This is a genomic window from Nocardia sp. PE-7 (genome assembly GCF_030486425.1).
In the GTDB taxonomy this organism is placed as follows: Bacteria; Actinomycetota; Actinomycetes; order Mycobacteriales; family Mycobacteriaceae; genus Nocardia; species Nocardia salmonicida_A.
Window position 1 is genome coordinate 1746868 of the sequence record NZ_CP129614.1, and the last position, 25426, is coordinate 1772293.

The 25426-nt window shown below is 66.8% G+C and carries 27 protein-coding genes; 18 read left to right on the forward strand and 9 right to left on the reverse strand.

Annotated elements, in window-relative coordinates; all coding sequences use genetic code 11:
• Positions 1 to 152: 152 nt before the first annotated feature.
• Both QX204_RS08200 and polA read left to right on the forward strand, forming a co-directional pair.
• Complete coding sequence (locus QX204_RS08200; protein WP_255284566.1) at positions 153 to 848, forward strand: ABC transporter ATP-binding protein; 696 nt, start codon at positions 153 to 155, stop codon at positions 846 to 848.
• Between the two features lie 81 nt (positions 849 to 929).
• Entirely contained in the window at positions 930 to 3668 is a 2739-nt protein-coding gene (polA, locus tag QX204_RS08205; RefSeq protein ID WP_301905979.1) for a DNA polymerase I, read from the forward strand.
• 66 nt (positions 3669 to 3734) lie between these two features.
• Here polA and QX204_RS08210 read toward each other — a convergent pair whose 3' ends face one another.
• Both QX204_RS08210 and QX204_RS08215 read right to left on the reverse strand, forming a co-directional pair.
• The gene (locus QX204_RS08210) at positions 3735 to 4073 is read right to left on the reverse strand and encodes an LGFP repeat-containing protein (protein ID WP_056824593.1); all 339 of its coding nucleotides are present in this window, start codon (positions 4071 to 4073) and stop codon (positions 3735 to 3737) included.
• Positions 4074 to 4243: 170 nt separating this feature from the next.
• Entirely contained in the window at positions 4244 to 5104 is an 861-nt protein-coding gene (locus QX204_RS08215) for a haloalkane dehalogenase (protein WP_301905980.1), read from the reverse strand.
• A gap of 193 nt (positions 5105 to 5297) precedes the next feature.
• Between QX204_RS08215 and QX204_RS08220 the strand changes: the two genes are divergently transcribed.
• A complete protein-coding gene (locus QX204_RS08220) occupies positions 5298 to 6062 on the forward strand; it encodes an acyl-[acyl-carrier-protein] thioesterase (RefSeq protein ID WP_301905981.1) in 765 nt (254 codons plus the stop codon).
• Between the two features lie 77 nt (positions 6063 to 6139).
• On the opposite strand, the gene QX204_RS08225 is transcribed toward QX204_RS08220, so the two are convergent.
• Positions 6140 to 6451, reverse strand: a complete 312-nt coding sequence (locus QX204_RS08225; RefSeq protein WP_301905982.1) for a DUF6191 domain-containing protein — start codon at positions 6449 to 6451, stop codon at positions 6140 to 6142.
• 356 nt (positions 6452 to 6807) lie between these two features.
• Here QX204_RS08225 and QX204_RS08230 point away from each other — a divergent pair, with 356 nt between their 5' ends.
• Positions 6808 to 7227: a 2-keto-3-deoxygluconate kinase gene (locus QX204_RS08230; RefSeq protein WP_301905983.1), complete on the forward strand. Its 420-nt coding sequence runs from the start codon at positions 6808 to 6810 to the stop codon at positions 7225 to 7227.
• 82 nt (positions 7228 to 7309) lie between these two features.
• On the opposite strand, the gene trxA is transcribed toward QX204_RS08230, so the two are convergent.
• On the reverse strand, positions 7310 to 7687 hold the full coding sequence (trxA, locus tag QX204_RS08235; RefSeq protein WP_056824580.1) for a thioredoxin: 378 nt from the start codon (positions 7685 to 7687) through the stop codon (positions 7310 to 7312).
• 197 nt (positions 7688 to 7884) lie between these two features.
• Here trxA and QX204_RS08240 point away from each other — a divergent pair, with 197 nt between their 5' ends.
• From QX204_RS08240 to QX204_RS08255, 4 genes are all read left to right on the forward strand, one after another.
• A complete protein-coding gene (locus tag QX204_RS08240; protein WP_301905984.1) occupies positions 7885 to 8964 on the forward strand; it encodes an isocitrate/isopropylmalate dehydrogenase family protein in 1080 nt (359 codons plus the stop codon).
• Positions 8965 to 9090: 126 nt separating this feature from the next.
• Positions 9091 to 9996 carry an ABC transporter substrate-binding protein gene (locus tag QX204_RS08245; protein ID WP_301905985.1) on the forward strand — a complete coding sequence of 302 codons (906 nt, stop codon included), beginning with the start codon at positions 9091 to 9093 and terminating at the stop codon, positions 9994 to 9996.
• 1 nt (position 9997) lies between these two features.
• The gene (locus tag QX204_RS08250; RefSeq protein ID WP_301905986.1) at positions 9998 to 10936 is read left to right on the forward strand and encodes an amino acid ABC transporter permease; all 939 of its coding nucleotides are present in this window, start codon (positions 9998 to 10000) and stop codon (positions 10934 to 10936) included.
• A 26-nt stretch (positions 10937 to 10962) separates the two neighbouring features.
• On the forward strand, positions 10963 to 11715 hold the full coding sequence (locus tag QX204_RS08255) for an amino acid ABC transporter ATP-binding protein (RefSeq protein WP_056824568.1): 753 nt from the start codon (positions 10963 to 10965) through the stop codon (positions 11713 to 11715).
• A 53-nt stretch (positions 11716 to 11768) separates the two neighbouring features.
• Here QX204_RS08255 and QX204_RS08260 read toward each other — a convergent pair whose 3' ends face one another.
• Complete coding sequence (locus QX204_RS08260) at positions 11769 to 12410, reverse strand: MerR family transcriptional regulator (RefSeq protein WP_301905987.1); 642 nt, start codon at positions 12408 to 12410, stop codon at positions 11769 to 11771.
• 101 nt (positions 12411 to 12511) lie between these two features.
• Here QX204_RS08260 and QX204_RS08265 point away from each other — a divergent pair, with 101 nt between their 5' ends.
• Entirely contained in the window at positions 12512 to 13459 is a 948-nt protein-coding gene (locus QX204_RS08265; RefSeq protein WP_301905988.1) for a hypothetical protein, read from the forward strand.
• Positions 13456 to 13917, forward strand: a complete 462-nt coding sequence (locus QX204_RS08270) for an ABA4-like family protein (RefSeq protein ID WP_301905990.1) — start codon at positions 13456 to 13458, stop codon at positions 13915 to 13917. The genes QX204_RS08265 and QX204_RS08270 overlap by 4 nt, the downstream gene beginning before the upstream one ends.
• Positions 13918 to 13956: 39 nt before the next feature.
• Here QX204_RS08270 and QX204_RS08275 read toward each other — a convergent pair whose 3' ends face one another.
• Positions 13957 to 15504, reverse strand: coding sequence for an acyl-CoA carboxylase subunit beta (locus QX204_RS08275; protein ID WP_301907950.1), 1548 nt, complete (start codon positions 15502 to 15504; stop codon positions 13957 to 13959).
• Between the two features lie 132 nt (positions 15505 to 15636).
• Between QX204_RS08275 and QX204_RS08280 the strand changes: the two genes are divergently transcribed.
• Positions 15637 to 16308 carry a pyridoxamine 5'-phosphate oxidase family protein gene (locus tag QX204_RS08280; protein WP_301905991.1) on the forward strand — a complete coding sequence of 224 codons (672 nt, stop codon included), beginning with the start codon at positions 15637 to 15639 and terminating at the stop codon, positions 16306 to 16308.
• A 25-nt stretch (positions 16309 to 16333) separates the two neighbouring features.
• Here QX204_RS08280 and QX204_RS08285 read toward each other — a convergent pair whose 3' ends face one another.
• On the reverse strand, positions 16334 to 17245 hold the full coding sequence (locus QX204_RS08285) for a LysR family transcriptional regulator (protein WP_301905992.1): 912 nt from the start codon (positions 17243 to 17245) through the stop codon (positions 16334 to 16336).
• Between the two features lie 71 nt (positions 17246 to 17316).
• Between QX204_RS08285 and QX204_RS08290 the strand changes: the two genes are divergently transcribed.
• The 3 genes from QX204_RS08290 (at position 17317) to QX204_RS08300 (ending at position 19793) form a co-directional block, all read left to right on the forward strand.
• The gene (locus QX204_RS08290; protein ID WP_301905993.1) at positions 17317 to 18660 is read left to right on the forward strand and encodes an FAD-binding oxidoreductase; all 1344 of its coding nucleotides are present in this window, start codon (positions 17317 to 17319) and stop codon (positions 18658 to 18660) included.
• 66 nt (positions 18661 to 18726) lie between these two features.
• Complete coding sequence (locus tag QX204_RS08295; protein ID WP_301905994.1) at positions 18727 to 19614, forward strand: SPFH domain-containing protein; 888 nt, start codon at positions 18727 to 18729, stop codon at positions 19612 to 19614.
• An 8-nt stretch (positions 19615 to 19622) separates the two neighbouring features.
• Positions 19623 to 19793 (forward strand): type II toxin-antitoxin system antitoxin, encoded by a 171-nt coding sequence (locus QX204_RS08300; RefSeq protein ID WP_131816700.1) that lies wholly within the window; start codon positions 19623 to 19625, stop codon positions 19791 to 19793.
• Positions 19794 to 19813: 20 nt separating this feature from the next.
• On the opposite strand, the gene QX204_RS08305 is transcribed toward QX204_RS08300, so the two are convergent.
• Positions 19814 to 20845, reverse strand: coding sequence for a helix-turn-helix transcriptional regulator (locus QX204_RS08305; RefSeq protein WP_301905995.1), 1032 nt, complete (start codon positions 20843 to 20845; stop codon positions 19814 to 19816).
• Positions 20846 to 20949: 104 nt separating this feature from the next.
• Between QX204_RS08305 and QX204_RS08310 the strand changes: the two genes are divergently transcribed.
• The gene (locus tag QX204_RS08310) at positions 20950 to 21243 is read left to right on the forward strand and encodes a hypothetical protein (protein ID WP_301905996.1); all 294 of its coding nucleotides are present in this window, start codon (positions 20950 to 20952) and stop codon (positions 21241 to 21243) included.
• An 87-nt stretch (positions 21244 to 21330) separates the two neighbouring features.
• Positions 21331 to 21885 carry a hypothetical protein gene (locus QX204_RS08315; RefSeq protein WP_301905997.1) on the forward strand — a complete coding sequence of 185 codons (555 nt, stop codon included), beginning with the start codon at positions 21331 to 21333 and terminating at the stop codon, positions 21883 to 21885.
• On the opposite strand, the gene QX204_RS08320 is transcribed toward QX204_RS08315, so the two are convergent.
• Positions 21882 to 22730, reverse strand: coding sequence for a class I SAM-dependent methyltransferase (locus QX204_RS08320; protein WP_301905998.1), 849 nt, complete (start codon positions 22728 to 22730; stop codon positions 21882 to 21884). The genes QX204_RS08315 and QX204_RS08320 overlap by 4 nt on opposite strands.
• 103 nt (positions 22731 to 22833) lie before the next feature.
• Between QX204_RS08320 and QX204_RS08325 the strand changes: the two genes are divergently transcribed.
• Positions 22834 to 23628 (forward strand): DUF6585 family protein, encoded by a 795-nt coding sequence (locus QX204_RS08325; RefSeq protein ID WP_301905999.1) that lies wholly within the window; start codon positions 22834 to 22836, stop codon positions 23626 to 23628.
• Between the two features lie 216 nt (positions 23629 to 23844).
• A complete protein-coding gene (gene rpsA, locus QX204_RS08330) occupies positions 23845 to 25323 on the forward strand; it encodes a 30S ribosomal protein S1 (protein WP_056824523.1) in 1479 nt (492 codons plus the stop codon).
• The last annotated feature ends 103 nt before the right edge of the window (positions 25324 to 25426 follow it).

A 25426-nucleotide genomic window follows, 5' to 3' on the forward strand; every position in this document is an offset into this window, starting at 1 on the left:
ACACCGTCGAAGAGGTGCGCGAGGGCTCCGTGGCAGCCGCGTCGGAGGGGGTGACCTCGCCTTCGGAGCCCGTCACCGTGTCGGCGCACGAGCGTGAGGAGGAGCCACCAGCCGCTGTCGAGTCGGTGGCGCCGCTGCTCGAGGTGCAGGACATGGTCGTGAACTACGGCCGGATCGAAGCGCTGCACGGCATTTCGCTCTCGGTCGCCCCGGGCGAACTGGTGACCCTGCTCGGTGCCAACGGCGCGGGCAAGACCACCACCATGCGGGCGCTGTCGGGTCTGCTGCCGCTCACTTCGGGTCGAATCCTGTTCCAGGGCAGAGACATCACCACGATGAAGGCCCACGATCGGGTGGTCGAGGGTCTGATCCAGGCGCCCGAAGGTCGCGGGGTGTTCCCCGGCATGACGGTCGCGGAGAATCTCGACATGGGCTGCTACGGCAGACCTTTCGAGAAGAAGACCGAGTACCAGCAGACCCTCGACTGGGTCTTCGAGCTGTTTCCGCGCCTGGCCGAACGCCGCAAGCAGGTCGGCGGCACGATGTCGGGCGGCGAACAGCAGATGCTCGCGATCGGGCGCGCCCTCATGGCCCGGCCCAAGCTGCTGCTGCTCGACGAGCCCTCGATGGGTCTGGCTCCCATGGTGATCCAGCAGATCTTCCGGATCATCAGCGAGATCAACCGCCAGGGCACCACCGTGTTGCTCGTGGAACAGAACGCCCAACAGGCTCTGACCCGCAGCGATCGCGCCTACATCCTGGAAACCGGTGAGGTGACCAAGTCCGGCCCGGGTGCGGCGTTGTTGACCGACTCCGCGGTGAAGTCGGCCTACCTCGGCGTCGACTGACCGGGGATTCGGCGAGTGTCCGGCCCCGCATCGCTCTCGGGCGATGCGGGGCCGGTTCTGTCGGTGGGGGTGCCTAGACTCATGCGCGTGAGTTCACCGACGACTGCGCAGGCATCGACAACGACCACTGCCCCCGATGGCGAGCGGCCTACGCTGCTGCTCCTGGACGGGCACTCGATCGCCTATCGCGCGTTCTTCGCGCTACCGGCGGAGAACTTCAAGACCGTGACGGGTCAGACCACCAACGCGGTGTACGGATTCACCTCGATGCTGATCAATCTGCTGCGCGACGAGAAGCCGAGCCATGTCGCCGCGGCGTTCGACGTGTCGCGCAAGACGTTCCGCACCGAGGCGTACCCCGAGTACAAGGCCAATCGCAGCGCCACCCCCGACGAGTTCCGTGGGCAGGTCGAACTCACCAAGGACGTGCTCGGCGCGATGGGCATCCCGGTGATGGCCATCGACGGCTACGAGGCCGACGATGTGATCGCCACCCTCACCACCCAGGCGATGACCCAGGGCTTCCGGGTCCTCATCGTCACCGGCGACCGCGACGCGATCCAGCTGGTCAACGACGACGTCACCGTGCTCTACCCGAAGAAGGGCGTGTCGGATCTCACCCGCTTCACCCCGGCCGAGGTGGAGACCAAGTACGGACTCACGCCCGCCCAGTACCCCGACTACGCGGCCCTGCGCGGCGACCCGAGCGACAACCTGCCCGGCATTCCCGGGGTGGGGGAGAAGACCGCCGCCAAGTGGATCCGCGAATACGGTGACCTCGCCACCCTGGTCGACCGGGTCGACCAGGTGAAGGGCAAGGTCGGCGAATCGCTGCGCGCGAACCTGTCCAGCGTGGTGCTCAATCGCCAGCTCACCGAGATGGTGCGCGAGGTGCCGCTGCCCTACAGCCCCGATCAGCTGGCCAAGGCTCCGTGGGACCGCGACAAGATCCACCAGCTCTTCGACGACCTCGAGTTCCGGGTCCTGCGCGACCGGCTCTTCGACACCCTCGGTTCCCCCGAGCCGGAAGCCGAATCGGGTTTCGAGATCAGCGGTGGCGCCCTCGATCAGGGCGCGGTCGCCGACTGGCTGGCCGAGCATGCGAAAGCCGGTGTGCGCCACGGCCTCTCGATCGTCGGGACCGGCACCCCGGTGCACGGCGACGCGCGAGCGCTGGCCATCGCCGCCGCCGACGGCGAGGGTGGCTACATCGATCTGACCGTGCTCACCCCCGAGGACGAGACGGCGCTGGCGACGTGGCTGGCAGACCCCGAGGTGCTCAAGGCCCTGCACGAGGCCAAGTCCGCCGGTCACGCCCTGCGCGGGCGCGGCTTCACCCTGGGCGGGCTCGCCACCGACACCGCCCTGTCCGCCTACCTGGTGCGCCCCGGCCAGCGCAGCTTCAACCTCGACGACCTGTCCCTGCGCTACCTCAAGCGCGAACTGCGCGTCGAGACCGGCGACACCGGCCAGCTCTCCCTGCTCGACGACGAGGACACCGTCGCCGCCGATATCGCGCGCGAGGAGATGCTGCGCGCCCGCGCGGTCGCCGACCTGGCCGTGGCCCTGGATACCGAACTCGAGGCGATCGAATCGACCCCGCTGCTCACGGAGATGGAGCTGCCGCTGCTCGGGGTGCTCGGTCAGCTCGAGGAAGCGGGCATCGCGGTCGACGTCGCCCAGCTCGAAAACCTCCAGCAGCAGTTCGCCGACCGTGTCACCGAGGCGGCGAACTCCGCCTACGACGTGATCGGCAAGCAGATCAACCTCGGCTCACCCAAGCAGCTGCAGGTGGTGCTGTTCGACGAGCTCGACATGCCGAAGACCAAGCGCACCAAGACCGGCTACACCACCGACGCCGACGCGCTGGAATCACTGTTCGAGAAGACCGGCCACGCGTTCCTGGAGCACCTGCTCGCCCACCGCGACGCGACCCGGCTCAAGGTGACCGTCGACGGCCTGCTCAAGTCGGTCTCCGACGACGGCCGCGTGCACACCACGTTCAACCAGACCATCGCCGCGACCGGCCGCCTGTCCTCGACCGAGCCGAACCTGCAGAACATCCCGATCCGCACCGACACCGGCCGCCAGATCCGCGACACGTTCGTGGTCGGCCCCGGCTTCGCCGAACTCATGACCGCCGACTACAGCCAGATCGAGATGCGCATCATGGCGCACCTGTCCGGCGACGCCGGTCTGATCGAGGCGTTCAACTCCGGCGAGGACCTGCACACCTTCGTCGCATCGAAGGCCTTCGACATCCCGATCGCGGAGGTGAGCCCCGAGCTGCGCCGCCGGATCAAGGCCATGTCCTACGGCCTGGCCTACGGTCTCAGTTCCTACGGGCTGAGCGCCCAGCTCAAGATCAGCACGACCGAGGCCAAAGAGCAGATGGACGTCTACTTCGACCGCTTCGGCGGCATTCGCGACTACCTGTCCGACGTCGTCGATCAGGCCCGCAAGGTCGGCTACACCCAAACCCTGTTCGGTCGCCGCCGCTACCTGCCCGACCTGGACTCCAGCAACCGCCAGCGCCGCGAATCCGCCGAGCGGATGGCGCTCAACGCTCCCATCCAGGGCACCGCCGCCGACATCATCAAGGTCGCGATGATCAACGTGCAGAACGCGATCCACGACGCCGGACTGCGCTCGCGCATGCTCCTGCAGATCCACGACGAACTCGTCTTCGAGGTGGTCGAGGGCGAACGCGACGCGCTCGAAGCCCTTGCCCGCGAACAGATGTCGGCCGCGATCGAGCTCTCGGTGCCGCTCACCGTCTCCGTCGGCACCGGCCGCAGCTGGGACGCGGCCGCGCACTGAGGCAGCCGAGACGCCACGATGGGCACCTACCCGCGCGGGTAGGTGCCCATCGTCAGGCAACGCTGATTACGCGTTGACCGTTACCGCATCGTCGGCGATCGAGTAGCTGATCGAGCCGTTCTCGAACTGGCTGATCTTGCCGCCGTCGATGTCCTGCTCGTCGGTGGTCGGGTAGCCCAGTCGGCCGCCCGCGCCGCCTTCGGCTTCCCACGCCAGACGGATGGCGCCGTACACGGTCTTGGCCCCGGTCGGGAGCTTGAAGTAGATGACTCCGCCGGTGAATTCCTGGAACTTGCCACCGTTGGGGGCGTCCTGCTCTGCCGAGGTCGGCTCACCCAGCGGGCTGGACGCGCCACCGGCTTCGTTGTAGTGATCGCCGATAGCCCCAGTGACTTCGAATGCCATGTCGAACAATTCCTTTCACGCAGTAACAATTGGCCTAGCGGCGGCGACGCTACAGTGCGATCGCCGGTTCCAGGCGGCGACGCGCGGGAGATTCACGATCTGGTCACATTTTATTAGCCAGAGATTCGCTCGGTCTCGACGACTGGAACCGGCGCACTGTCCAGGCGGCGCTAGCGAAAACGCTGGACGATAGCTTCGGCGATCGTGCCGGGCTCGTGTTCGGGGACGAAGTGTCCGGCGTCGGGCAACTCGACGACCTGGTGATCGGTGAACGTGGCGCGCATCCGTGGCAGGAACGACGCAGGGCGGAAAGCCATGTCCTTCATGCCCCAGATCAGTAGCGTCGGGGTGGCCGCGAGTCGGGCGGGCACGTCGGTGGCCAGCTGCTCGAGAAAGGGGCGGGCAGCCAGGATCTGTCCGGGCATCGCGGCGATGCCCTGCCTGGCTTCCGGCGAGGGCTGCACCGCGCGATAGTGCTCGGCCTCGGCGTCACTGATGGTGTTGCGCAGCTCACGCAGCAGAAAACGCTCGACGAGCAGGTTGTCACGCAAGATCCGCCGCTGCATAGGCGCGCTGCCCATGACCCGGCTGAATGCCTTCTGCGGCCAGGTATCCGTCGGCCACAACAGGGTGTTGCCGAGTACCAGCCCGCGAACCCGGTCGGCGCGGTCGGCGCCCACCGCGGTACCGATCGGCCCGCCCCAGTCCTGGCCCATGATCACGAACCGGTCGAGTCCGAGACGGTCGACGAGCTCGCCGACGACAGTGGAGTGTTCGGCGATGGTGTAGCCGTAGCCCGGTGGCCGCTCGGACAGGCCGAAGCCCGGGTAATCGACTGCTACGCAACGAAACCGGTCACCCAGTCGCATGATGATCTTGCGATAGAGAAAGCTCCACGTGGGGCTGCCGTGGCAGAACAGGATCGGGATCCCGGAGCCCTCATCGATGTAGTGCACCCGGCCGGCGGAGGAATCGAACCAGCGGGACTCGAAGGGATAGAGCGCTGTGTCCGGTGTGAAGTCGATCAGCATCGCATCCGTCCTTTCCGGGGGCTTCGCACCGACCTTACGGACGAAAAGTTCTGCGATTCAATGCTTTCGGTCGGTGGGCCGCTGAGAGGCTCGCCACGTCGTACGGGGACCGGGCTCGGGCCGACCGCGGCCGGTTCGTGCCCGGGTCCGTCGGATCGGGGCGGGCGTGGCCAACTGTGGCAGCATCGGCCCTATGACTGCTGACGTCATCGCGACCCCGCTGCCCGACTGCCCCGATATCGAGCAGGCCTTCGCGATGTCATGGCCGGTGCGGTTGGGTGATACCGACGGCGACGACCGGTTGCGGCTCGACGCGGTGGCACGGTACCTGCAGGACATCGGGTTCGACCACCTCGATGCCGTCGAGGACGGCCACACCCATCAGGCGTGGATCGTGCGACGCACCGTCATCGACGTGTACGAGCCGATCGTGTTCGGCGACCGCGTGCAGCTACGCCGCTGGGCCGATGCGCTCTCGAATCGCTGGTGCGACATGCGAATTCAGCTGCGCGGGGAGAAGAGTGGGCACATCGAGGCCGCGGCCTTCCTGATCCACATCGACCCTGTCGCCGGTCGGCCCGCCCGGATGAGCGAGGCGTTCATGGCGCCGATGCTGGCCAGCACCACCGAGCACCGCCTCCGCTGGAAGGCTGCCCTCACCGAACTCGACGACCCACACGTGGAGTCGGTGCCGTTCCCGCTGCGCGTCACCGATGTCGACCGGCTCGGCCACGTCAACAACGCCGTCTACTGGGAAGCGGTCGAGGAGGCGCTCGCGGCGCACCCGGACCGCCACCGGTTGCCGTACCGGGCGATCGTCGAACACGTCGGTCCGGTGATGATGGGCGACAAGGTGGTGTTGCGGACGAGCTCGCAGCCCGACAGCCTGCGCGTGCAGGTCGATGTCAACGGTTCGGCGCGGGCTCTCGCCTCGGTCGAGCCCCTGCCGGGGCGCTGATCGAGCAGCGGCGGCGGTGTCGTCGAAAACCTAGGGCGCGCTGAGGCTTTCGTCTGCAACGTGCGCTACGAACGGCGTCAGCGCTCGCGGGCGACCAGCGATGCCGACCCGCCGGCCAGATCCACCCGATCTCGCGGCGGCGCACCCTCCGACGGGTTCTCCCGATGCATGAGCGTGCTCTGGCGCTGCTCGAACTCGTGGTGCTTGGACCCCTGGAACATCGCGGTGAGATGTTCGAATCCGGTGGCCGACGCGACCGTGCCGCCACGCTTGCGCGTCCACGGCAGAAAACGTGTCCCGGCGACCCGGTTGATCGCCACCTCGACGAACGCCAACAGGATCAGCAGACACGCGAGCCCGGGAATCGTCATCGCCATGAGCAGCCCCATACCCGATACGGTACCCATCGCCGTAGCCGGGGGCGATGTTACCGATGCTGAGCTGCGGTGATGGTACTCACCGGTAGACACTCCGGGCGGTGAACCAGGTTGCGGATTCGAAGCGATCGCCCTATCCTCGACTGCGTGCCGAATCCCGCCCGCTGTGCCGCGCTGCTAGTCGCTGACCGCGACCTCGCGGTCGCTGCTGCGCAGACCGCGCAGGTAGCTTCACGGCGAATTCTTCCCGTAGTAATCCGCCGTAGCGGGGTCTGATTCGGACCAGCCCCTACGCTGCGGGCTGTTTTTCATCGTTCTGCTGGTCCCATCCTGCCAACGAAGACATCTTCGGGAAGACCTCACCTGCAATGACGCTGACACTGGACCATGCCCTGTTCGACGCCGCCCCCAAGGGCCTGCGCGCCGAGCTCACCGACCTCGACCCCGCCGCCTTCCTCGACCGGTACACCCGTGCCGACGGATCCATCGCGCTTCGCGAATGGTCTTGTTCCGGAACGGATTTCACCGCCACCCTGGAATTCGGCGACCACCTCCGCACCGTCATCGCCACCGGCAGCCCCGTTGCCGCGATGACCTCCGCGCTCTACGACGAGGGCTACCCCCTCGAGATCCTGCGCTTCCATCAGCGCCCGACCACCGACGGCATCGCCACGTTCATGCACTGCGAGATCAACGGCAGGCGTGGCTGGGCGGTGGCGACAGCCGCCGACAGCGCGGAATCGACCGTGCGCGCCATGATCGCCGGCGTCAACCTGCTCGCGGGCTGACACCACCCGAACATCCAAGGGCCCGTTCACCGCGAAAGGTGAACGGGCCCTTGGCGTTGCGCGCGAAAGACGCGGCGCCGAACTACTCGGCGGGGGAGGACTCCTGCTGCTCGGCGATCTGCTTGCGCACCTCGTCCATGTCCAGGTCCTTGATCTGGGTCACCAGATCCTCGAGCGCGGCAGGCGGCAACGCGCCGGGCTGGGCGAAGACGAGCACGCCCTCGCGGAAGGCCATGATGGTCGGGATCGACTGGATGTTGGCGGCAGCGGCGAGTCCCTGCTCGGCCTCGGTATCGACCTTGCCGTAGACGACGTCGGTGTGCTTTTCCGACGAGGTCTCGTAGGTCGGCGCGAAACTGCGGCACGGACCGCACCAGGAAGCCCAGAAATCGACGAGGACCACGTCGTTTCCGGTGATGACTTCGTCGAAGTTCTGCTGGGTCAGCGTCTGGGTGGCCATGACGTCCTCTCCTTGTCGGTGTCCTCGGCTGTAACGCCGCGGCGTCCTACTATCTTCCCCCGATCGCGCGAGGCTCCGGCCGTCACGGCCCGGTCGGGCAGTGAATCCGCACTACAACGGCCAGAAATTCGGTCCAGGCCGCGTGTCAGCACGGCCCGCGTGGTCACCGCCGGGCGGGTGCGCGCGAAGATAGCGGAGTGAACGCGACGAAGGCGAGCCTGCGACTCGGAGTGATCGACGGCGACGGAATCGGCCCCGAGGTGGTAGCCGCGACCCGAGCGGTCGTCGATGAGGCGATCGGCGCGGCCGGGCTCGCCCCGGTGCAGTGGGTTCCGCTGGTGATCGGGCACGACGCGATCGCCGCCTACGGCAACCCGCTGCCGGAACAGACGCTGACCGCCCTCGAGGATCTCGACGCCTGGATCCTGGGCCCCCACGACAACGCCTCCTACCCGTCGGACATGCGGGTGGCGCCGGGTGGCGTCATCCGCAAACGCCTAGGGCTCTACGCGAACATCCGCCCCGCCGTCGCGTTCACCGGGGTGCGCGCGATGGCGCCCGATTTCGATCTGGTGATCGTTCGGGAGAACAGCGAGGGCTTCTACGCGGATCGCAACATGTTCGCGGGCTCGGGGGAGTTCCGTCCCACCGAGGACGTGGCGATGGCGGTCGCGGTGATCACGCGCCAGGCGTGCGAGCGGATCGCGCATCAGGCGCTGCGCCTGGCGCGGGGTCGGCGCAAGCGGGTCACCGTGGTACACAAGGCCAATGTGCTGCCGATGACGACCGGCCTGTTCCGTGACGTCTGCTACGCGGTGGCCGAGCAGTATCCGGACGTGACCGTCGACGACGAACACGTCGACGCGATGGCGGCGCACCTGGTGCGCTCACCCGCCGAGTACGACGTGATCGTCACCGAGAACCTGTTCGGCGACATCCTCTCCGATCTGGCCGGTGAGCTCAGCGGTTCCCTCGGTATGGCCGCCTCGCTCAACTGCTCCGACACGCGCGCGATGGCACAGGCCGTGCACGGCGCGGCGCCGGGTCTGGCCGGACATAATCGGGCCAATCCCGCCGCGCTGCAATTGTCGGCGGCAATGCTGTTGCGCTGGTTGGCAGTTCGTGACGACAATCGTTTTCTCCATGATGCCGCCGATCGGATTACCCGTGCCGTGGCGGCGACGTTCGCGGCCGGAATCGCGACCGCGGATCTCGGCGGACTGGCTTCCACCAGCGAATTCACCGAACAGGTCAGTGCCCGTGTGCACCGGAGGTGAAGGGACCCCTTTCACATCGGCTGATTAATCTTCGGTTACTGTCGCACCACGCTGTGTCCGGTTCGCATACATTGCCAAACAGGCGCTGACACGTGGCCGGCGTCGACGTGAAATGTGGAGGCTCCTTTGTCTGTTCGAACTGTCCTCGGCCGTGGCGCCGTGCGGCTGCTGTGTACCGTCGCCGGCGGTGCCTTGTTGTTGACCGGCTGCGCCGAGAACACCGAGGGCGACGGCGCCTCGGTGGACAAGGTGTCGGCGGAGAAGGTCGACGCGCTCGCCGCGGCGGTCCCCGACAAAGTGAAGCAAGCAGGCAAGTTGGTCGTCGGCGTGAACGTGCCGTACCAGCCCAATGAGTACAAGGACGCGAGCGGCAAGATCGTCGGCTTCGATGTGGACCTCCTCGACGCCGTCGCGAGCACCCTCGGACTGAAGGTCGACTATGTCGAATCCTCGTTCGAGAAGATCATTCCCGCCATTCAGGCAGGGACCTACGACGTGGGTATGTCCTCGATCACCGATTCGCGCGAACGTGAGCAGCAGGTCGATTTCACGACCTATTTCTCCGCGGGCATCCAGTGGGCCCAGCAAACCGGTAAAACGATCGATCCGAACAATGCGTGCGGCCTGAAAGTCGCCGTACAGGCCACTACGGTCGAGCACACCGACGAGATTCCCGCCAAGAGCGCCAAGTGTGTCGCCGAGGGTAAGCCCGCTATCGATATGAAGGCATTCGACGAGCAGAGCGCCGCGACCAACGCATTGATGCTCGGCCAGGTCGACGCGATGTCGGCCGATTCCCCGGTGACCGCGTACGCGATCAAGCAGAGCGAAGGCAAGATCGAGGCGGCGGGCCCGCTGTTCGACTCCGCGCCCTACGGCTGGGCCGTGCAGAAGACCTCGCCGCTGGCGGTGTCGTTGCAGAAGGCGCTGCAGCACCTGATCGACAACGGCAAGTACGGCGAGATCACCACCAACTGGGGTGTGCAGGACGGTCAGATCAAGACCTCGGTGATCAACGGCGCAGTGAGCTGACGTGACCGACGAGAAAGACACGGTGGAGGTGCCCGGACCGGGCACCGAACCCGAACCGATCAAAGCGGTCCCGCTGCGCAGGCCGGGCCGCTGGATCGCGGCGGCAATCATCCTGATCCTGGTGGGATTGTTCGTCTACGGTGCTGCTACCAATCCCGCCTACCGGTGGGATACCTACGGCAAGTATCTGTTCGACACCCGCATCACCCAGGGTGCGATCGTCACCCTGGAACTCACCGTGCTCGCGATGGCGATCGCGGTGGGTCTGGGCACGGTGCTGGCGGTGATGCGCCTGTCGCCGAACCCGGTGCTGCGCACGGCCGCGTGGATCTACCTGTGGATCTTCCGTGGCACTCCGGTGTTCGTGCAGTTGGTGTTCTGGGGTCTGGTGCCCTCGCTGTACAAGCAGATCGATCTCGGCGTGCCGTTCGGTCCGCAGTTCTTCCACGTCGATGTGCAGAACCTGCAGGCCGCGTTCCTGTTCGCGGTGATCGGCCTCGGACTCAACGAGGCCGCGTACATGGCCGAGATCGTGCGCGCGGGCATCAACTCCGTCGGTGAGGGTCAGCGCGAAGCGTCGGTGGCGCTGGGTATGTCGTGGACACAGACCATGCGCCGCACGGTGCTGCCGCAGGCCATGCGGGTGATCATCCCGCCCACCGGCAACGAGCTGATCGGCATGCTCAAGACGACCTCGCTGGTCACCGCGATTCCCTTGAGTACCGACCTGTTCGGCCGCGCCCGTGACATCTACGGCGTGAACTTCCAGCCGATCCCGCTGCTGCTCGTCTGTGCCACCTGGTACCTGGCGATCACCAGCATCCTCATGGTCGGTCAGTACTACTTGGAACGCTATTACTCGCGCGGTGCCACCCGGCAGCTGACGGCCAAGCAGCTCCAGGAACTGGCCACGGCGCAGGCGGCGGTGAAGGCGAAATGACCGAACCACAAGTGGCAGTCCCGCCGATGGTGCTGGCCGACCGGGTGTGCAAGAACTTCGGCGCGCTGCAGGTGCTCAAGGGCATCTCGCTCGAGGTGCAGCGCGGCAAGGTGCTCACCCTGGTCGGGCCGTCCGGCTCGGGCAAGTCGACGTTCCTGCGGTGCATCAATCACCTCGAGCAGGTGAACGCGGGCAGGCTCTATGTCGACGGCGATCTCGTGGGCTACCGGGAGAAGAACGGCAAGCTCTACGAGATGCACGAGCGCGATGCCGCCGTGCAGCGTCGCGATATCGGCATGGTGTTCCAGCATTTCAACCTGTTCCCGCACCGTACGGCGCTGGAGAACGTGATCGAGGCGCCCATCCAGGTGCGCGGGATCCGCAAATCCGAGGCGATCGCCAGGGCCGAGGACCTGCTCGAGCGGGTCGGGCTCTCCGCCAAGCGCAACGCCTACCCCGCGCAGTTGTCCGGTGGTCAGCAGCAGCGCGTCGCCATCGCGCGAGCGCTGGCGATGGATCCCAAGCTGATGCTGTTCGACGAGCCGACCTCGGCACTGGACCCCGAGCTGGTCGGTGAGGTGCTCGCCGTGATGCGGGAGCTGGCCGATTCGGGCATGACCATGCTGGTGGTGACCCACGAGATGGGCTTCGCCCGCGAGGTCGCCGACGAACTGGTGTTCATGGATGCCGGTGTGGTCGTGGAGTCGGGTCCGCCGCGTGAACTGCTGGCCAATCCACAACAGGAGCGGACGCAGGCTTTCCTGTCACGTCTGCTCTGACTGCCCGTCTTCCCGCGTATTTCGGCGAGATCAGTTGACCCCCTGAGGTTTTCTCAGGGGGTTTCCTGGTTCTTCAGGCGTTCCAGGGAGACCTGGGCCTGGGCGATACGGCGGATGGCGGCCAGTGCGGTGTCGCCGAGGACGGTGAGTACGACGACCGCGTCGATGATGTCGTCGCGTCCGCCCGCGGACAGGGCCGACGCCACGTCGTTCTCCGCGACCGCGCGGGTGCTGTCGAAATAGGTGGGCAGGGTGGTGGTTGCCCAGTCCCGGTAGCCGAGTTGGGCGAGTCGAACGATCACTCCGGTGAGCGTGTCGATGGCCTGTGGACTGGGTTTCATGTCCCAGCCGCGCCGGTCCATCTCCGCGCGCACGGCCTCGAACGCGCGGTCCCATTCGGCGTCGTGGGCGGCGGGCACGGGTGTGGCCAGACTGTCCTGCGTCACCCCGAGCACGTGGAACAGGGGCATCTCGGGGGAGTCGATCGCGGCGAGGACATCGGAGACGGTGGCGACCGGTATCCCGCCCACCTCGATCAGCGCGCGGATCAGGCGCAGTCGACGCAGGTGGTCTTCGCCGTAGCTGGCCTGATTGGGGCTGCTGCGTTCACCCGGGGGCAGTAGTCCCTCGCGCAGGTAGTACTTGATGGTGGCCACCGCGATGCCGCTGCGTTCACTCAACTCCGAGATTCGCACTCTTACCTCCGTTGTGTTCCTACCCCTTGCCTACGTCACCCATAGCGGATAGTCTAGCTATCCATAACGGATAGTATAGCTATCTATCTTTGGGAGATTCGATGTCAGTTCTCACCGTTCCCTCGCTGCCCCGCCCTCGAACTCGTCTGCATCGACCGCTGATGTATTTCGCCGCCGTCAACGCCGCGCTCGTCGTGGTCGGCCTGATCGGGATGCTGGTCGACGACCGGATGATCGCCGGGTCGACCGCCTGGTTCAAGCCGGCCAAGTTCGCGATCTCGTTCGTCTTCTACAGCGTGGCGCTTGCTTGGTTGATGTCGTTGCGGCCCAATGCTTCTCGGCTCGCCGCACGGATGGCCACGGTGATCGTGGTCGCCGGGGTGATCGAGCAGGTGATCATCTTCGGGCAGGTGATCCGCGGGACTCGCAGCCACTACAACATGACCACCGCCCTGGACGGCACCCTCTGGGTGATCATGGGGTCGACCATCGTCATCCTGTTCCTGGCAACCCTGGTGATCGGGATCGGACTGATGCGCGCACGCCTCGGCGACGCCTCGATCACCTGGTCGATTCGTCTCGGCATCGCGATCACCTTGGTCGGGTTGGCGCTGGGAAATCTGATGCCGCAGCGGGAATCCGGCGTCGAGGGAATCGCGGGCGCGCACACGGTGGGAGCGCCCGACGGTACGCCCGGCATGCCGCTGACCGGGTGGAGCACGACCCACGGCGACCTGCGCATTCCGCACTTCTTCGGCATGCACGCCCTCCAGGCGCTGCCGTTGCTCGCGGCACTGCTGATTGTGCTGGCGCCGAGGATCGCGCTGCTGCGGTCGGTGCGTGTTCGGCTCGGCCTGATCATCACCGCGTCGGCGGGTTACGCGGCGGTGCTCGCGCTGGTCACCTGGCAGGCGCTGCGTGGGCAGCCGTTGATCCATCCCGATCAGGCCACGCTCACCGCCGCGGCCGCGATCGTCACCGGAGTTGTTGTCGGAGTAATGATCTCGGTCGCGAGCGCGACCGGCACTCGAAAGGTAGCCACCGCATGAGCACGCTGTTCGACCTGTCGTTCTTCGTCACGGTGCCGTTCTGGGCGTTGATGGTCTTCGCCCCGACCTGGCGCTGGACCCGCACGATCATCTCCTCACCGTGGATCGTGCTGGTGCCCTTGGTGGTCTGGGCGATCGTCGCGGTACCGGTATTGGGCGCGATGTGGTCGTTGGTGACGTCCCCGTCGCTGGCCGCCATCACCGAAGCCACCGCCGATCCCGCTGTGCTCACCGCTCTGTGGGCACAGATCATCGCGTGGGATCTGTTCCTCGGGCGCTGGGTCTACCTCGACAGTCGCGAGCGCGACGTCCATCCGCTGCTGATGGGCCCGCTGCTGGTCGGCACCATCCTGTTGTCGCCCATCGCCTTCCCGATCTATCTGCTCGTTCGTGAAATCGCTCGGCGGCCCCGAGTCGGGAGTGCTGCTGTGGCACAAAAAGATCCGGTCGGGGCGTAACCCCGTGAGCCGGGCTCGGAAGTCCGGCTCACGGAACCGCTACAACGGCATCAGGCGATGTTTGCGCGGCGCCTGCTCGATGTGCTTGTCACCGAGCAGGCGCAACGCTTTACGAATTTCCAGGCGAGTGTTCGACGGCTCGATGACCGCGTCGATATAGCCGCGTTCGGCGGCGATCCACGGGGTGGCGACGGCGGCGTTGTAGAAGTCGACCATCTGCTGACGCACAGCGGGCCGGTCGGCCTCGGGAACGGCGGCGAGCTGCTTGCGCTGGGTCAGGCCCACCGCGGCTTCGGCGCCCATCACGGCGATCCGCGCGGTCGGCCACGCGAGGTTGATGTCGCCACCGAGTTGCTTGCACCCCATCACCGCGTAGCCGCCGCCATAGGCCTTGCGGACCACGACGGTGACGATCGGAACGGTCGCCTCGACCACCGCGTAGAAGAACCGGCCGCCACGTTTGATGACGCCGATCTTCTCCTCCTCGACCCCGGGCAGCACGCCCGGCGTATCGACGACGAACACCAGCGGAATGTCGAACGCGTCGCAGAGCCGGATGAAGTGCGCCGCCTTGTCCGACCCGCGCGCATCGATCGCGCCGCTGGCCACCAGCGGCTGATTGGCGACGACGCCGACACTGCGCCCGTCGACCCGCGCGAACCCGGTGATCAGGTTGCGGGCGGCGCCGTCGCCGATCTCGTGGAACTCCCCGTCGTCGAAGATCCGCAGCAGCACCTCGTACATGTCATAACCCATGCGATCGGAATCCGGTATCAGTGCGTCGAGTTCGCGATCGGAGTCGGTGATCTCCGGTTCCAGACCGGGATTCACCAGCGGCGCCCGCTCGTAGCAGTTCGACGGCATGAAGCTCAAATAATTACGCGCCCAATCGAATGCGGACTTCTCGTCCGCTGCCACGTGGTGGATATTGCCGTTGTGCGCCTGATTGAACGCGCCGCCGAGCTCGTCGAGGGTCACTTCCTCGCCGGTGGTCTCGCGAATGATCTCGGGACCGGTCACGAACATGTACGCCGACTCGGTCGCGATCAGCACATCGGTATTGATCGGCGAATACACCGCGCCCGCAGCGCATTTGCCCAGCATCACCGACACCTGCGGCACCACCCCGGACAGCCGGGTCTGCCGCCTGCTCATCTCCGCGTACCAGGCCAGCGAGGTGACCGCGTCCTGTACCCGCGCACCGCCGGAGTCGTTGATCGCCACGAACGGGCAGGCGATATCGGCCGCCAGATCCATCGCCATCGCGACCTTGCGCCCGAACATCTCACCCACCGAACCGCCGAATACGGTCTGGTCGTGGGCGATCACCACCACCGGTCGCCCGTCGATCCTGCCGTGTCCGGTGACCACACCGTCACCGTAGAGGCCCTCGGCCGCGCCCGGCTGTTTCACCAGCGCGCCGATTTCGGTGAAACTGCCCTGGTCGAGAAGTATTTCGATGCGTTCGCGTGGGCCCGGTATTCCTTTCGCCGCACGCTTGGCGATACCCGCATCCCCCGCGGGTTCCCGCGCCGCCGTCAGATTGTCCCGCAGCTCTTGCAGTTTCGCAGCAGTAGTCGACTCCACCACGCACGCCCTTCCTCGTCCTGGTCGAGCTCTCCTTCATCGGTTAGCCAAAGCGTAGCGCTGACCCCCGCGCCGACATCAGCGGCACGGCGGACCGATCCTTGACGAATCACGAGTCGTACCGTGGGTGGGGTGAACAAGCCGACCCGATACGGAGCCATCGCTTTCTCCGCGGCCACCGCGCGCCGCCAGCACAGCGGTGGTGGTTTCACCGTCCACGGCAGGCGGATGGCCCACGGCGCCGACATCGGCGAGCCCGAAGAACTGGAGCCGCCAGTGGCGGGCCTGATCCGGGCGGCCGACTCGTTCTACCTCGCGACCGTCACCGGCTCCGGCTGGCCCTACATCCAACATCGGGGCGGACCACCGGGTTTCGTGCACGTGCTCGATGCCGCGACCATCGCATGGGCCGAATACCCGGGTAACAACCAGTTCGTCACACTGGGCAATCTCGACACCGACGATCGGGTCGCGCTGTTCTTCATCGATTACCCGACGCGCACCAGGGTCAAGATCTTCGGCCGTGCCGAGGTCGTCGAACGCGCCGATGATCCCGAGCTCCTCGACCGACTCCTGACCACGTCGGCGGGCCCGATCGACGCGCGCTCGGACCGGGCGTTCGTGGTGCGGATCGAGGCGTTCGACCGCAACTGCACCAAGAACATCACTCCCCGCTACCGCACCGAGTGGATCCAGGACTACGCCCGCGCCGGACGCGCTCCACTCGAAGCCGAAATCGACCGGCTCCGACAGCACAACGCCGAGCTCGAAGCCGAAATCGCCCGTCTGAGATCCCCATCCTGACCGGTCGCGCCACTCGGACGACGGCTCAGGCGTGACCACCGAAGGCGATGCGCAACTGCCCGAGCAGCACCTTCGCCGCCGGACCGGGTGGGGGGTCGGTGCGCCAGGCCAGGGCCAGTCGGCCGTGGAGGGTGGGCTCGACGATATCGAGGGTTCGCACACCGAAGGCGTCTGCTTCGGCGGGGGTGAGGGCGGGGACAATGGCGGTTCCCAGTCCGCGCGCGGCGAGTTCGAGGAGTAGCGGGGGAGCGGCGGCCTCGAAGGCGATGTCCGGCGTGAAACCGGCAGCGGCACAAGAACGTTCGAAGACGCCGCGCAGGCCGGTGCCCCGGGTGAGGCAGATGAGGCGGCGATCAGCGAGGGCGTGCAAGGCGATGGAGCCCGCCGATTCGGCGGGGTCGACGGGTTCGTCGCGAGCGACGGCGGCGACGAGTGCGGTGTGCAGGATCACGTGCAGACCGATGCTGGAATCTATTGGGGCGCCGGTCAATCCGGTCAAGGCGATATCGAGCTCGCCGTGCTCGACGGCGGCGAGCATCCGTTCGGCGGTGTCCTCGGTGAGGCTGATCCCGACCTGCGGATGGTCGTGGTGGAAATCGGCGAGCACCCCCGCCACATCGAAGACCTCCGACGCCGCTCCGGAGATCATGCCGACCCGGACCTGCCCGCGCAGCAAACCCGTGAACTCCCCGACCGTGTCCCCGATCCGATCGACGGCGGCCAGGGCGGCGCGCGCGTGCTCGAGCACGGCGGCCCCGACATCGGTCAGCGTCACGGTGCGAGCGCCGCGGTCGAGCAGGCGCTGTCCGAGTTCGCGTTCGAGTTGCCGGATCTGAGTGCTGAGGCCGGGCTGCGTCAGGTGCAGCCGCTCGGCGGCCCTGGTGAACCCGCCTTCGTCGACGACCGTCACGAAGTAGCGCAGCTGCCGCAGTTCCATAACTGTCAATTATAGGTAGGAGAAGAACTATCTGTTGTACTTATTCTTCCGGTCGGCGCAGAGTCGAAGACATGACCGATATCGCAACGAAGTTCGCTGGTCCCGTATTCACGCCGGACGACCCCGGGTACGCCGAGGAGGTCGCCGGCTTCCAAACCGCCTACACGCACCGCCCGGCGTTCGTGGTCGGCGCGTTGCACGGCCAGGACGTGCGCGCCGCGGTGGAATTCGCCGCCCGGCGTGGGCTGGCGGTCGCTGTGCAGGCGACCGGGCACGGCCTGTCCGTCGCTGCCGACGGAGGGGTGCTCATCACGACCGGACGCATGGACACCATCACCATCGACCGGCTGGCCCGGACCGCCCGCATCGGTGCGGGGGTACGTGCGGGGGCGTTGGTCGAGGCGGCCGCTCGGCACGGGTTGGCGCCCTTGAACGGGTCGTCGCCGTCGGTGGGCGTCGTCGGGTATGTGCTCGGCGGCGGGCTCGGACTGCTGGCGCGTGAATTCGGCTATGCCGCCGATCATGTCCGCCGCATCGAACTGGTCACCGCCGACGGCCGAGTGCGCTCACTCGGCCCGGACGACGAATTGTTCGGGGCGGTACTGGGTTCGGGTGGGAACTTCGGCGTGGTGACCGGGCTCGAACTCGACCTCGTCCCCGTCGCCGAAATCTATGGTGGTCAGCTGGTTTTCGACGCGCCACTCGTCGATGCGGCGCTGGCGGCGTGGCGGGAATGGACCGCGACCGTGCCGAGCGCGCTGACCTCCACGATCGCGGTGCTGACCTATCCCGACATCCCGCCCGTGCCGGAATCGCTGCGGGGCCGCCACGTTGCCTCGATCCGGATCGCCTACGACGGGACCGACGAGGAGGGCGCGCAGTGGGTGGCGCCGTTGCGGCGGATCGGACCTCGTCTGCACGAGGATCTGCGCACGATGCCCTACGCCGAATCGCACACCATCCACAGCGATCCGCCCTTCCCGCACGCCTACGCCGCGACCAACGCGCTGCTCTCGGAGCTGACGTCGCAGGGCCTGTCCGCGCTGCGCGCGTTGACCGCGCCGGGCGGCCGCGTCGACGCCGTGGTCGACATCCGCCATCTCGGCGCCGCCCTGCGGCACGGTGGCCCGGCGTCGATCGATCATCGAGATGCCGAATACATCGTGCGGGTGATCACCGGACCCGGTGCCGGCGACGCCGCGCCCGAAGGACTGGCCGCGGTTCGAGAAGCATTGGCGCCGTGGACGATCGGACACAGCCTCGCGTTCCTCTACGGCGCGGGCGGTGCGGCGGACGCGGCCCAGACCGCGGCCGGATACTCCCCGGACACCTACCACCGATTGACGGCGGCGAAGGCGAAATACGACCCCCGGAACATGTTTCGGGCCAACCGCAACATCGTCCCCGGTTCCTGACGCCCCTTGCCCGTCCTCCCGATATCTACTATCTTAGTGATATCACTCAGATATCGGGAGGATGTCATGGAGCTGCGGTCCGCATTCCGCGCCAACGGATTCGTCGTCGTGCTGGGGTGGCTGGTGTTCACCCTGTTGTTCGGGGGCGCTGCCGTTCTCGCGTTCATCGCCGCCACCCAGCACAACGGTGGCGCACTGGCCTGGGCAGGCGCGGTCGCCGCCGTCGTGGTGGTCCTTGTCGTGTGGTTGCTCGCCACCGGGCTGATCATCGTCAACCCCAACGAGGCCAAGGTCGTCACCTTCTTCGGCCGCTACATCGGCTCGGTCAGTGACCCGGGATTCTTCTCGGTGGTTCCGCTCACCGACCGCAAATCCATCTCACTGCGGGTGCGCAACTTCGAAACCCAGAAGCTCAAGGTCAACGACGCCGACGGCAACCCCGTCGAGATCGCGGCCGTCGTCGTCTACAAGGTGGTCGACAGCTTCAAGGCCGCCTTCGCCGTCGACGACTACGAGGAATACGTCGAGACCCAGTCCGAGGCCGCGGTACGGCACCTCGCCACGACCCACCCCTACGATGCCCACGACGACGCCCGCACCAGCTTGCGCGACGGCGCCGAGGTCGCCGAGGAACTGACCGTCGAGCTGCGTGAACGCACGCTCACCGCGGGCATCGAGGTCATCGAGGCCCGCATCACCCACCTCGCCTACGCCCCGGAGATCGCCCAGGCCATGCTCGTTCGTCAGCAGGCCGCCCAGGTCGTCGCGGCCCGCACCCAGATCGTCGAGGGCGCTGTCGGCATGGTGGCCCTCGCGCTCGATCGCCTCGCCGAACAGGGCACCGTCGAACTCGACGAGGAGCGCAAGGCCAACATGGTCTCCAACCTGCTCGTCGTCCTCTGCGGTGACCGCGCCACCCAGCCGGTGGTCAACGCCGGATCGCTCTACTCCTGAGCCGCCCGATGACCCAGCCGAAGAGGGACCCCAAAAAGATCCTGCTGCGGCTCGACCCGGCCGTCCACGAGGCAATAGCCAAGTGGGCGGCCGACGACCTGCGCAGCATCAACTCCCAAATCGAATACGCCCTGCGCCTGGCCCTCGACCAAGCGGGTCGAAAGCCGAAGCGCGACTAGCGGATCGATCGCACGGCCGATCAACCGACCCCGAGGACGCGGGACAGCAGGCGTTGGCGGGTTCGGGTGTCGGATTTGGCGAGGATGGCTTTGACGTGGTCGTTGACCGTGTGTTCGGACAGGAACAGCTCTGTGGCCAGTTCGTGGGAATCCAGGCCGGTCGCCAGGAGGGTCAGGACCTGGGATTCGCGGGTGGAGAGTCCGTGGGCCCGGGCGAACAGGTCGAGGCGTTCGGTGGCGGTGCTCGGTTCCAGGGCCACCGCGATGTCGGCGCCGATACGGTCGGCTTTGACGGTGAGCCACCGATTGCCACCCAGGTGTATGCGTGATGTCGCGGGGCCGAGGGGTGTGTCTGCCTCGATGGCGAGCAGGGCGGCGGCCGCGTTGTAGACCGAGGCGGGGACAGGCGGCATCGGTTCGTCCGGGGGGAGTAGCCGGAGCAGGGAATCCGCGGCGGCCGCTGTTTGCGAGCGCACGCGCAGGGCGTTGTCGAGGAGGACGACCGCGGGGCCGAGGGGTGGAAGGCGGGCCTCGGATTCGACGAACGTGGCCCCGACGGTACGACGCAGGCCGACGGTGACCGTGGGCGTCAGCGTGCCCAGTGCGTCGAGTTCCGCTGTGGTGAAGGGGGATTCGGTGTAGCGGAGCAGTTCGAGAAAACCCCAGCAGCCGTAGCGGTCGGCGAACGTGACGGTGGCGGAGTCGGTGACGCCGAGATCGCGCTGAGCGGTGCGCCACAGCGGGGACCGGTTCGGGTCGCCGTCGGTCGCGCCGAGCAAAGAGTGAGCGCCGGTGCCGCGCACGGTGTCCCAGCGATTGAGCGGGGTGAGGTAGCGGGCGCGGATCAAGTCCGGCAGGAGCCCGAAGTCGAGGCCGGGGACGTCGGCGAGCGGCGCCGTCGCGACCGCGGTGACGGGATCGGTGAGCGCGAAGACATGACCGGCGAACGGAATCGTCGCGCGGATCTCGACCAGGACGAGTTCACGCAGTCGTTTGGCGGAGTGATCGGCCCGGCACAGACGGCCGATCCGGTCGGCCAAGGTACTCGGCACATGTCCCAGCCTACGGCGGAATACCCTCAGGATCAGGGATGTCGCGGCGCTTCGGACGGGCCGATGATCGAGATATCCCCATCGGCACGACAACGGAGGCCATCATGACCGTCACCTTGCACATCGACAACACCGTTCACGACTACGACGACTGGAAGGCCGCGTTCGACCAGTACGAGCGATTCCGCGCCGACAACGGGGTGCGTCGCTACCGCGTCGGCCGTGTCGAGGGCACGCCACAGCGGGTGCTCATCGATCTCGACTTCGACGACCGGACGACCGCCGAGGCGTTCGGCACCGCGTTGGCGTCGGTGCTCGCCACCCCGCGCAGCCGCGCGATGGTGATCGGTCACCAAGCCTGGCTCGTCGATGTGGTCGAAGAGCGCGATTTTCCCTGATCGACGCGCCGAGCGCCGCACGGGGACAACCGAAGTCGACAGCGCCGGTAAATTGATCCGGTGCCCATCTCGTTCGACATTCCTGGAATGCAACAGTTGGACGACACGACCTGGGGGAATCCGGCCACTCGTGACGTCGTCGCGCTGAACTATGTCAACGGCGTGCCCGACCTGCCCGCCCGACTCGACGACCTGAAACGGTTACGCAGGCGGCTGGCCGAGCACCACGCGCGGACCGGCTGCCTGATCGAGGCCTTCGTGGTGTGGGTCGACGAGTTGCCCGCCCTGTTGCGAGTGGAGAAGACCCAGCTGGGGGGACCACGCGGGGAACTCGTCTTCGCGGCGTCGATCGTGGTGCCCAAGGATCGGTGCTCGGCGGTGTTCCAGATCATCTGCCCCGAGACCGGCGTGCCCGGTGCGCGGGAGACCCTGATCGGGCGGCAAGTGCGGCGCGACGAGATGTGCCCGCCCCACCCGTACGCGCCCGGCCTGCGCGGACGGCTGCCCTATCTGCTGTCCGACGACGTCCGCTTCGATGCCGAGTTCCCCGACCATGCCCTGACCAGGGCGCGTCGCTGGGTCGCCGACACGGTGCCGAACGTGCGCGTCGATCCGTCGTTCGCCGCGCTCCCGGAGTTCTAGGGCTTCTCGGCGATGAAGATGGCGGTGCCGGGGAAGATCTGCCCGCGCAGCGGCGACCACTGACCCCATTCGCGGTCGAGCCATTCCGGCCAATCCGGTTCGACGATGTCGACCACGTGCAGGCCGGCGCCGACGATCTCGCGGACGCGATCACCGATCGTGCGGTGGTGCTCGACATAGGTCGGCACGCCGTCGCCGTCGACCTCTACATAGGGAGTGCGGTCGAAGTACGGGATCGTGGCGGTCAGACCCGCCTCGCCCGGATCGTCGGGGAAGATCCAGCGCATCGGATGGTTCACCGAGAACACCCAGCGCCCGCCCGGCCGCAACACCCGTGCCACCTCGCGCATCACCAGCGCGGAGTCGGCGACGAACGGCACGCCGCCGAATGCCGAGCAGGCCAGGTCGAACGACGCGTCGGCGAAGGGCAGCGCCTCGGCCCCGGCCTGGACGAGCGGCACCCGCGGCCCGCCCTGCTCCATCGCGGCCACGCCACGCTCCAGCATCCCCATCGACACATCGAGCCCGACCGGGAACGCGCCGTGGCCTGCCAACCATCGCGAGCACGGCGCCGAACCGCACCCGATCTCCAGGATCGTCTTGCCGGTCACGTCGCCGAGGAAGCCCATGTCACCCTCGTGCAGGCCCTCCGGGCACCACACGAACTCCCCGCCAGGGGAGTCGACGCCGAGGAAGTCGGCGTGGGTCTGGTGGTACTGCTCGGCGTCGGCGTCCCACCAGCGCCGGTTGGCCCGTTCGCTCGCGACCGAGTCGACCTTGGTTCGCGTGGTGGCCGAGGTTCCGAGCAACGCGTTGGCTTGGGCGTGGCGTTCATCGTCTGACACGGCCCAAGCCTAGCGAGGCCCGAAACCGGCCGTTTCGGCCGTTGACCCCGACTGCATCGGCGTACGATCCTGGCGAGAGTGAGCAGGTTCGGGGGATCGCGTGATGACAAGTCGACCGTTGTCGATCGATGCGACGCTGGGCGCGCGGATTCAGGCCGAAGCCGATCAGGCGGGCCTCGGCGCACACCGATCGCTACACCGCATCGCGCCCACGTCCATCGGGCGTCTCGCGAAATTCGCTCTGCCATTCATCGCGATCACCGCGTTGGCGATCTACTTGTATATATACGGAGACGAGGGCTCGGTGTGGGTGCTCGGGTACTTCTTGGCGACCCTGTGGATGGCTTTGGGCTTCGGGGCTGCAACCCTGGGGTATGACCGCCTGGCCTATGGGACGAATTCGCGACTCGACCTGTTCGACCATGGTGTCGTTCGCTCCCTGCGGGGTCGGCCACGGGCGGTTCGGTACGACGCGATCCAACTGCTCGAGCGGAAGCACTTTCGATCGCACCGGAGGGCGGGCGTGGATGCCGTCACGCTGACCCTCATCGGCAGTGACGGCGAACGGCTCGCGCTGAACCCCGGCTACGATGGTCAGCGAGTATGGGTGCCCGCCATCGAGGCTGGGGTTGTGGCCGGCAAACTGCCGAGCGCCCTAGCGGTGATCGGTGCGGGCGGTCGAGCGGAATTCGGGGAGCTGTGGGTCACCGCGACCGAGGTCGGAAACCGCGCGAAACGAGTGCCCATCGCCGAGATCACGAGGATATTCGTAGCCCTCGGTGACGCTGTGTTCGCCGAGGTCGGACGTCGGCGAGTGGTCCTCTCGAAGGTCCGCAAGACGCCCGACTTCGTCGTGTTCCATGCGCTCGTCGACCACTTGCGCGGAGAGCCGATCTGACGGCAGCGCGCCGTGTCGGCGTGGCGCGGGGGTGGTTTGCCCGGCTCGCCCACGGTCGCGTAAGCTCATGCACGCTGAGTTGATCTAGCGGCAAGTGCGGCGGTCCGTGCGATACTTACCCGTATCCCCATCGTCGCATCGTCGCGGTGATTTCGCAGCGTTCCGAAAGTTCCAATGTCCGCAACCGACCACAATCCGTCCGGAGCAAACCCACATATGCCCACCACCGTCACCTCGCCGCAGGTAGCCATTAACGACATTGGCTCCGCCGAGGATTTCCTGGCCGCCATCGACGCAACGATCAAGTACTTCAACGATGGTGACATCGTCGAAGGCACCATCGTCAAGGTCGATCGTGACGAGGTCCTGCTCGACATCGGTTACAAGACCGAAGGTGTCATCCCCTCCCGCGAGCTCTCCATCAAGCACGACGTCGACCCGAACGAGGTCGTTTCCGTGGGCGACGCGGTCGAGGCCCTGGTCCTCACGAAGGAGGACAAGGAAGGCCGCCTGATCCTGTCGAAGAAGCGGGCGCAGTACGAGCGCGCGTGGGGCACGATCGAGGAGCTCAAGGAGAAGGACGAGGCCGTCAAGGGCACCGTCATCGAGGTCGTCAAGGGCGGCCTGATCCTCGACATCGGTCTCCGTGGCTTCCTGCCCGCCTCGCTCGTCGAGATGCGTCGTGTCCGCGACCTCCAGCCGTACGTCGGCAAGGAGATCGAGGCCAAGATCATCGAGCTCGACAAGAACCGCAACAACGTGGTTCTGTCGCGTCGCGCCTGGCTCGAGCAGACCCAGTCCGAGGTCCGCAGCGAGTTCCTGCACCAGCTCCAGAAGGGCCAGGTCCGCAAGGGCGTCGTGTCCTCCATCGTCAACTTCGGTGCCTTCGTGGACCTGGGTGGCGTCGACGGCCTGGTGCACGTCTCCGAGCTGTCCTGGAAGCACATCGACCACCCGTCCGAGGTCGTCGAGGTCGGCAACGAGGTCACCGTCGAGGTTCTCGACGTCGATCTGGACCGCGAGCGCGTCTCCCTGTCGCTCAAGGCGACTCAGGAAGACCCGTGGCGTCAGTTCGCCCGGACCCACGCCATCGGCCAGATCGTGCCCGGCAAGGTCACCAAGCTGGTTCCCTTCGGTGCCTTCGTGCGCGTCGAAGAGGGCATCGAGGGCCTGGTTCACATCTCCGAGCTGGCCGAGCGCCACGTCGAGGTCCCGGACCAGGTTGTGGCCGTCGGCGACGACGCCATGGTCAAGGTCATCGACATCGACCTCGAGCGTCGTCGTATCTCGCTGTCGCTGAAGCAGGCGAACGAGGACTACAACGCCGAGTTCGACCCGTCGAAGTACGGCATGGCCGACAGCTACGACGATGCGGGCAACTACATCTTCCCCGAGGGCTTCGATCCCGAGACCAACGAATGGCTCGACGGGTTCGACAAGCAGCGTGAAGAGTGGGAAGGCCGTTACGCCGAGGCCGAGCGTCGCCACAAGATGCACACTGCCCAGATGGAGAAGATGGCAGCCGACGCTGCCGCCGAGGCCGCCGCTGGTGGTCCCGTCGCGGGCAACTACTCCTCCGAGACCGGTGGCAGCGCGGCTGCGTCCACCTCCGGTCCGGCCGAGTCCACGGGCGGCTCGCTGGCCAGCGATGCCCAGCTCGCGGCTCTGCGGGAGAAGCTTTCCGGCAACGCCTGATTCAGTCGGTCACGGCTGAATCGACAACTGCATTACCGAAGGCCCCGGTCCACACGGACCGGGGCCTTCGGCCTTTTCCGGTGGGTGTAGCGTGTGCGCGATT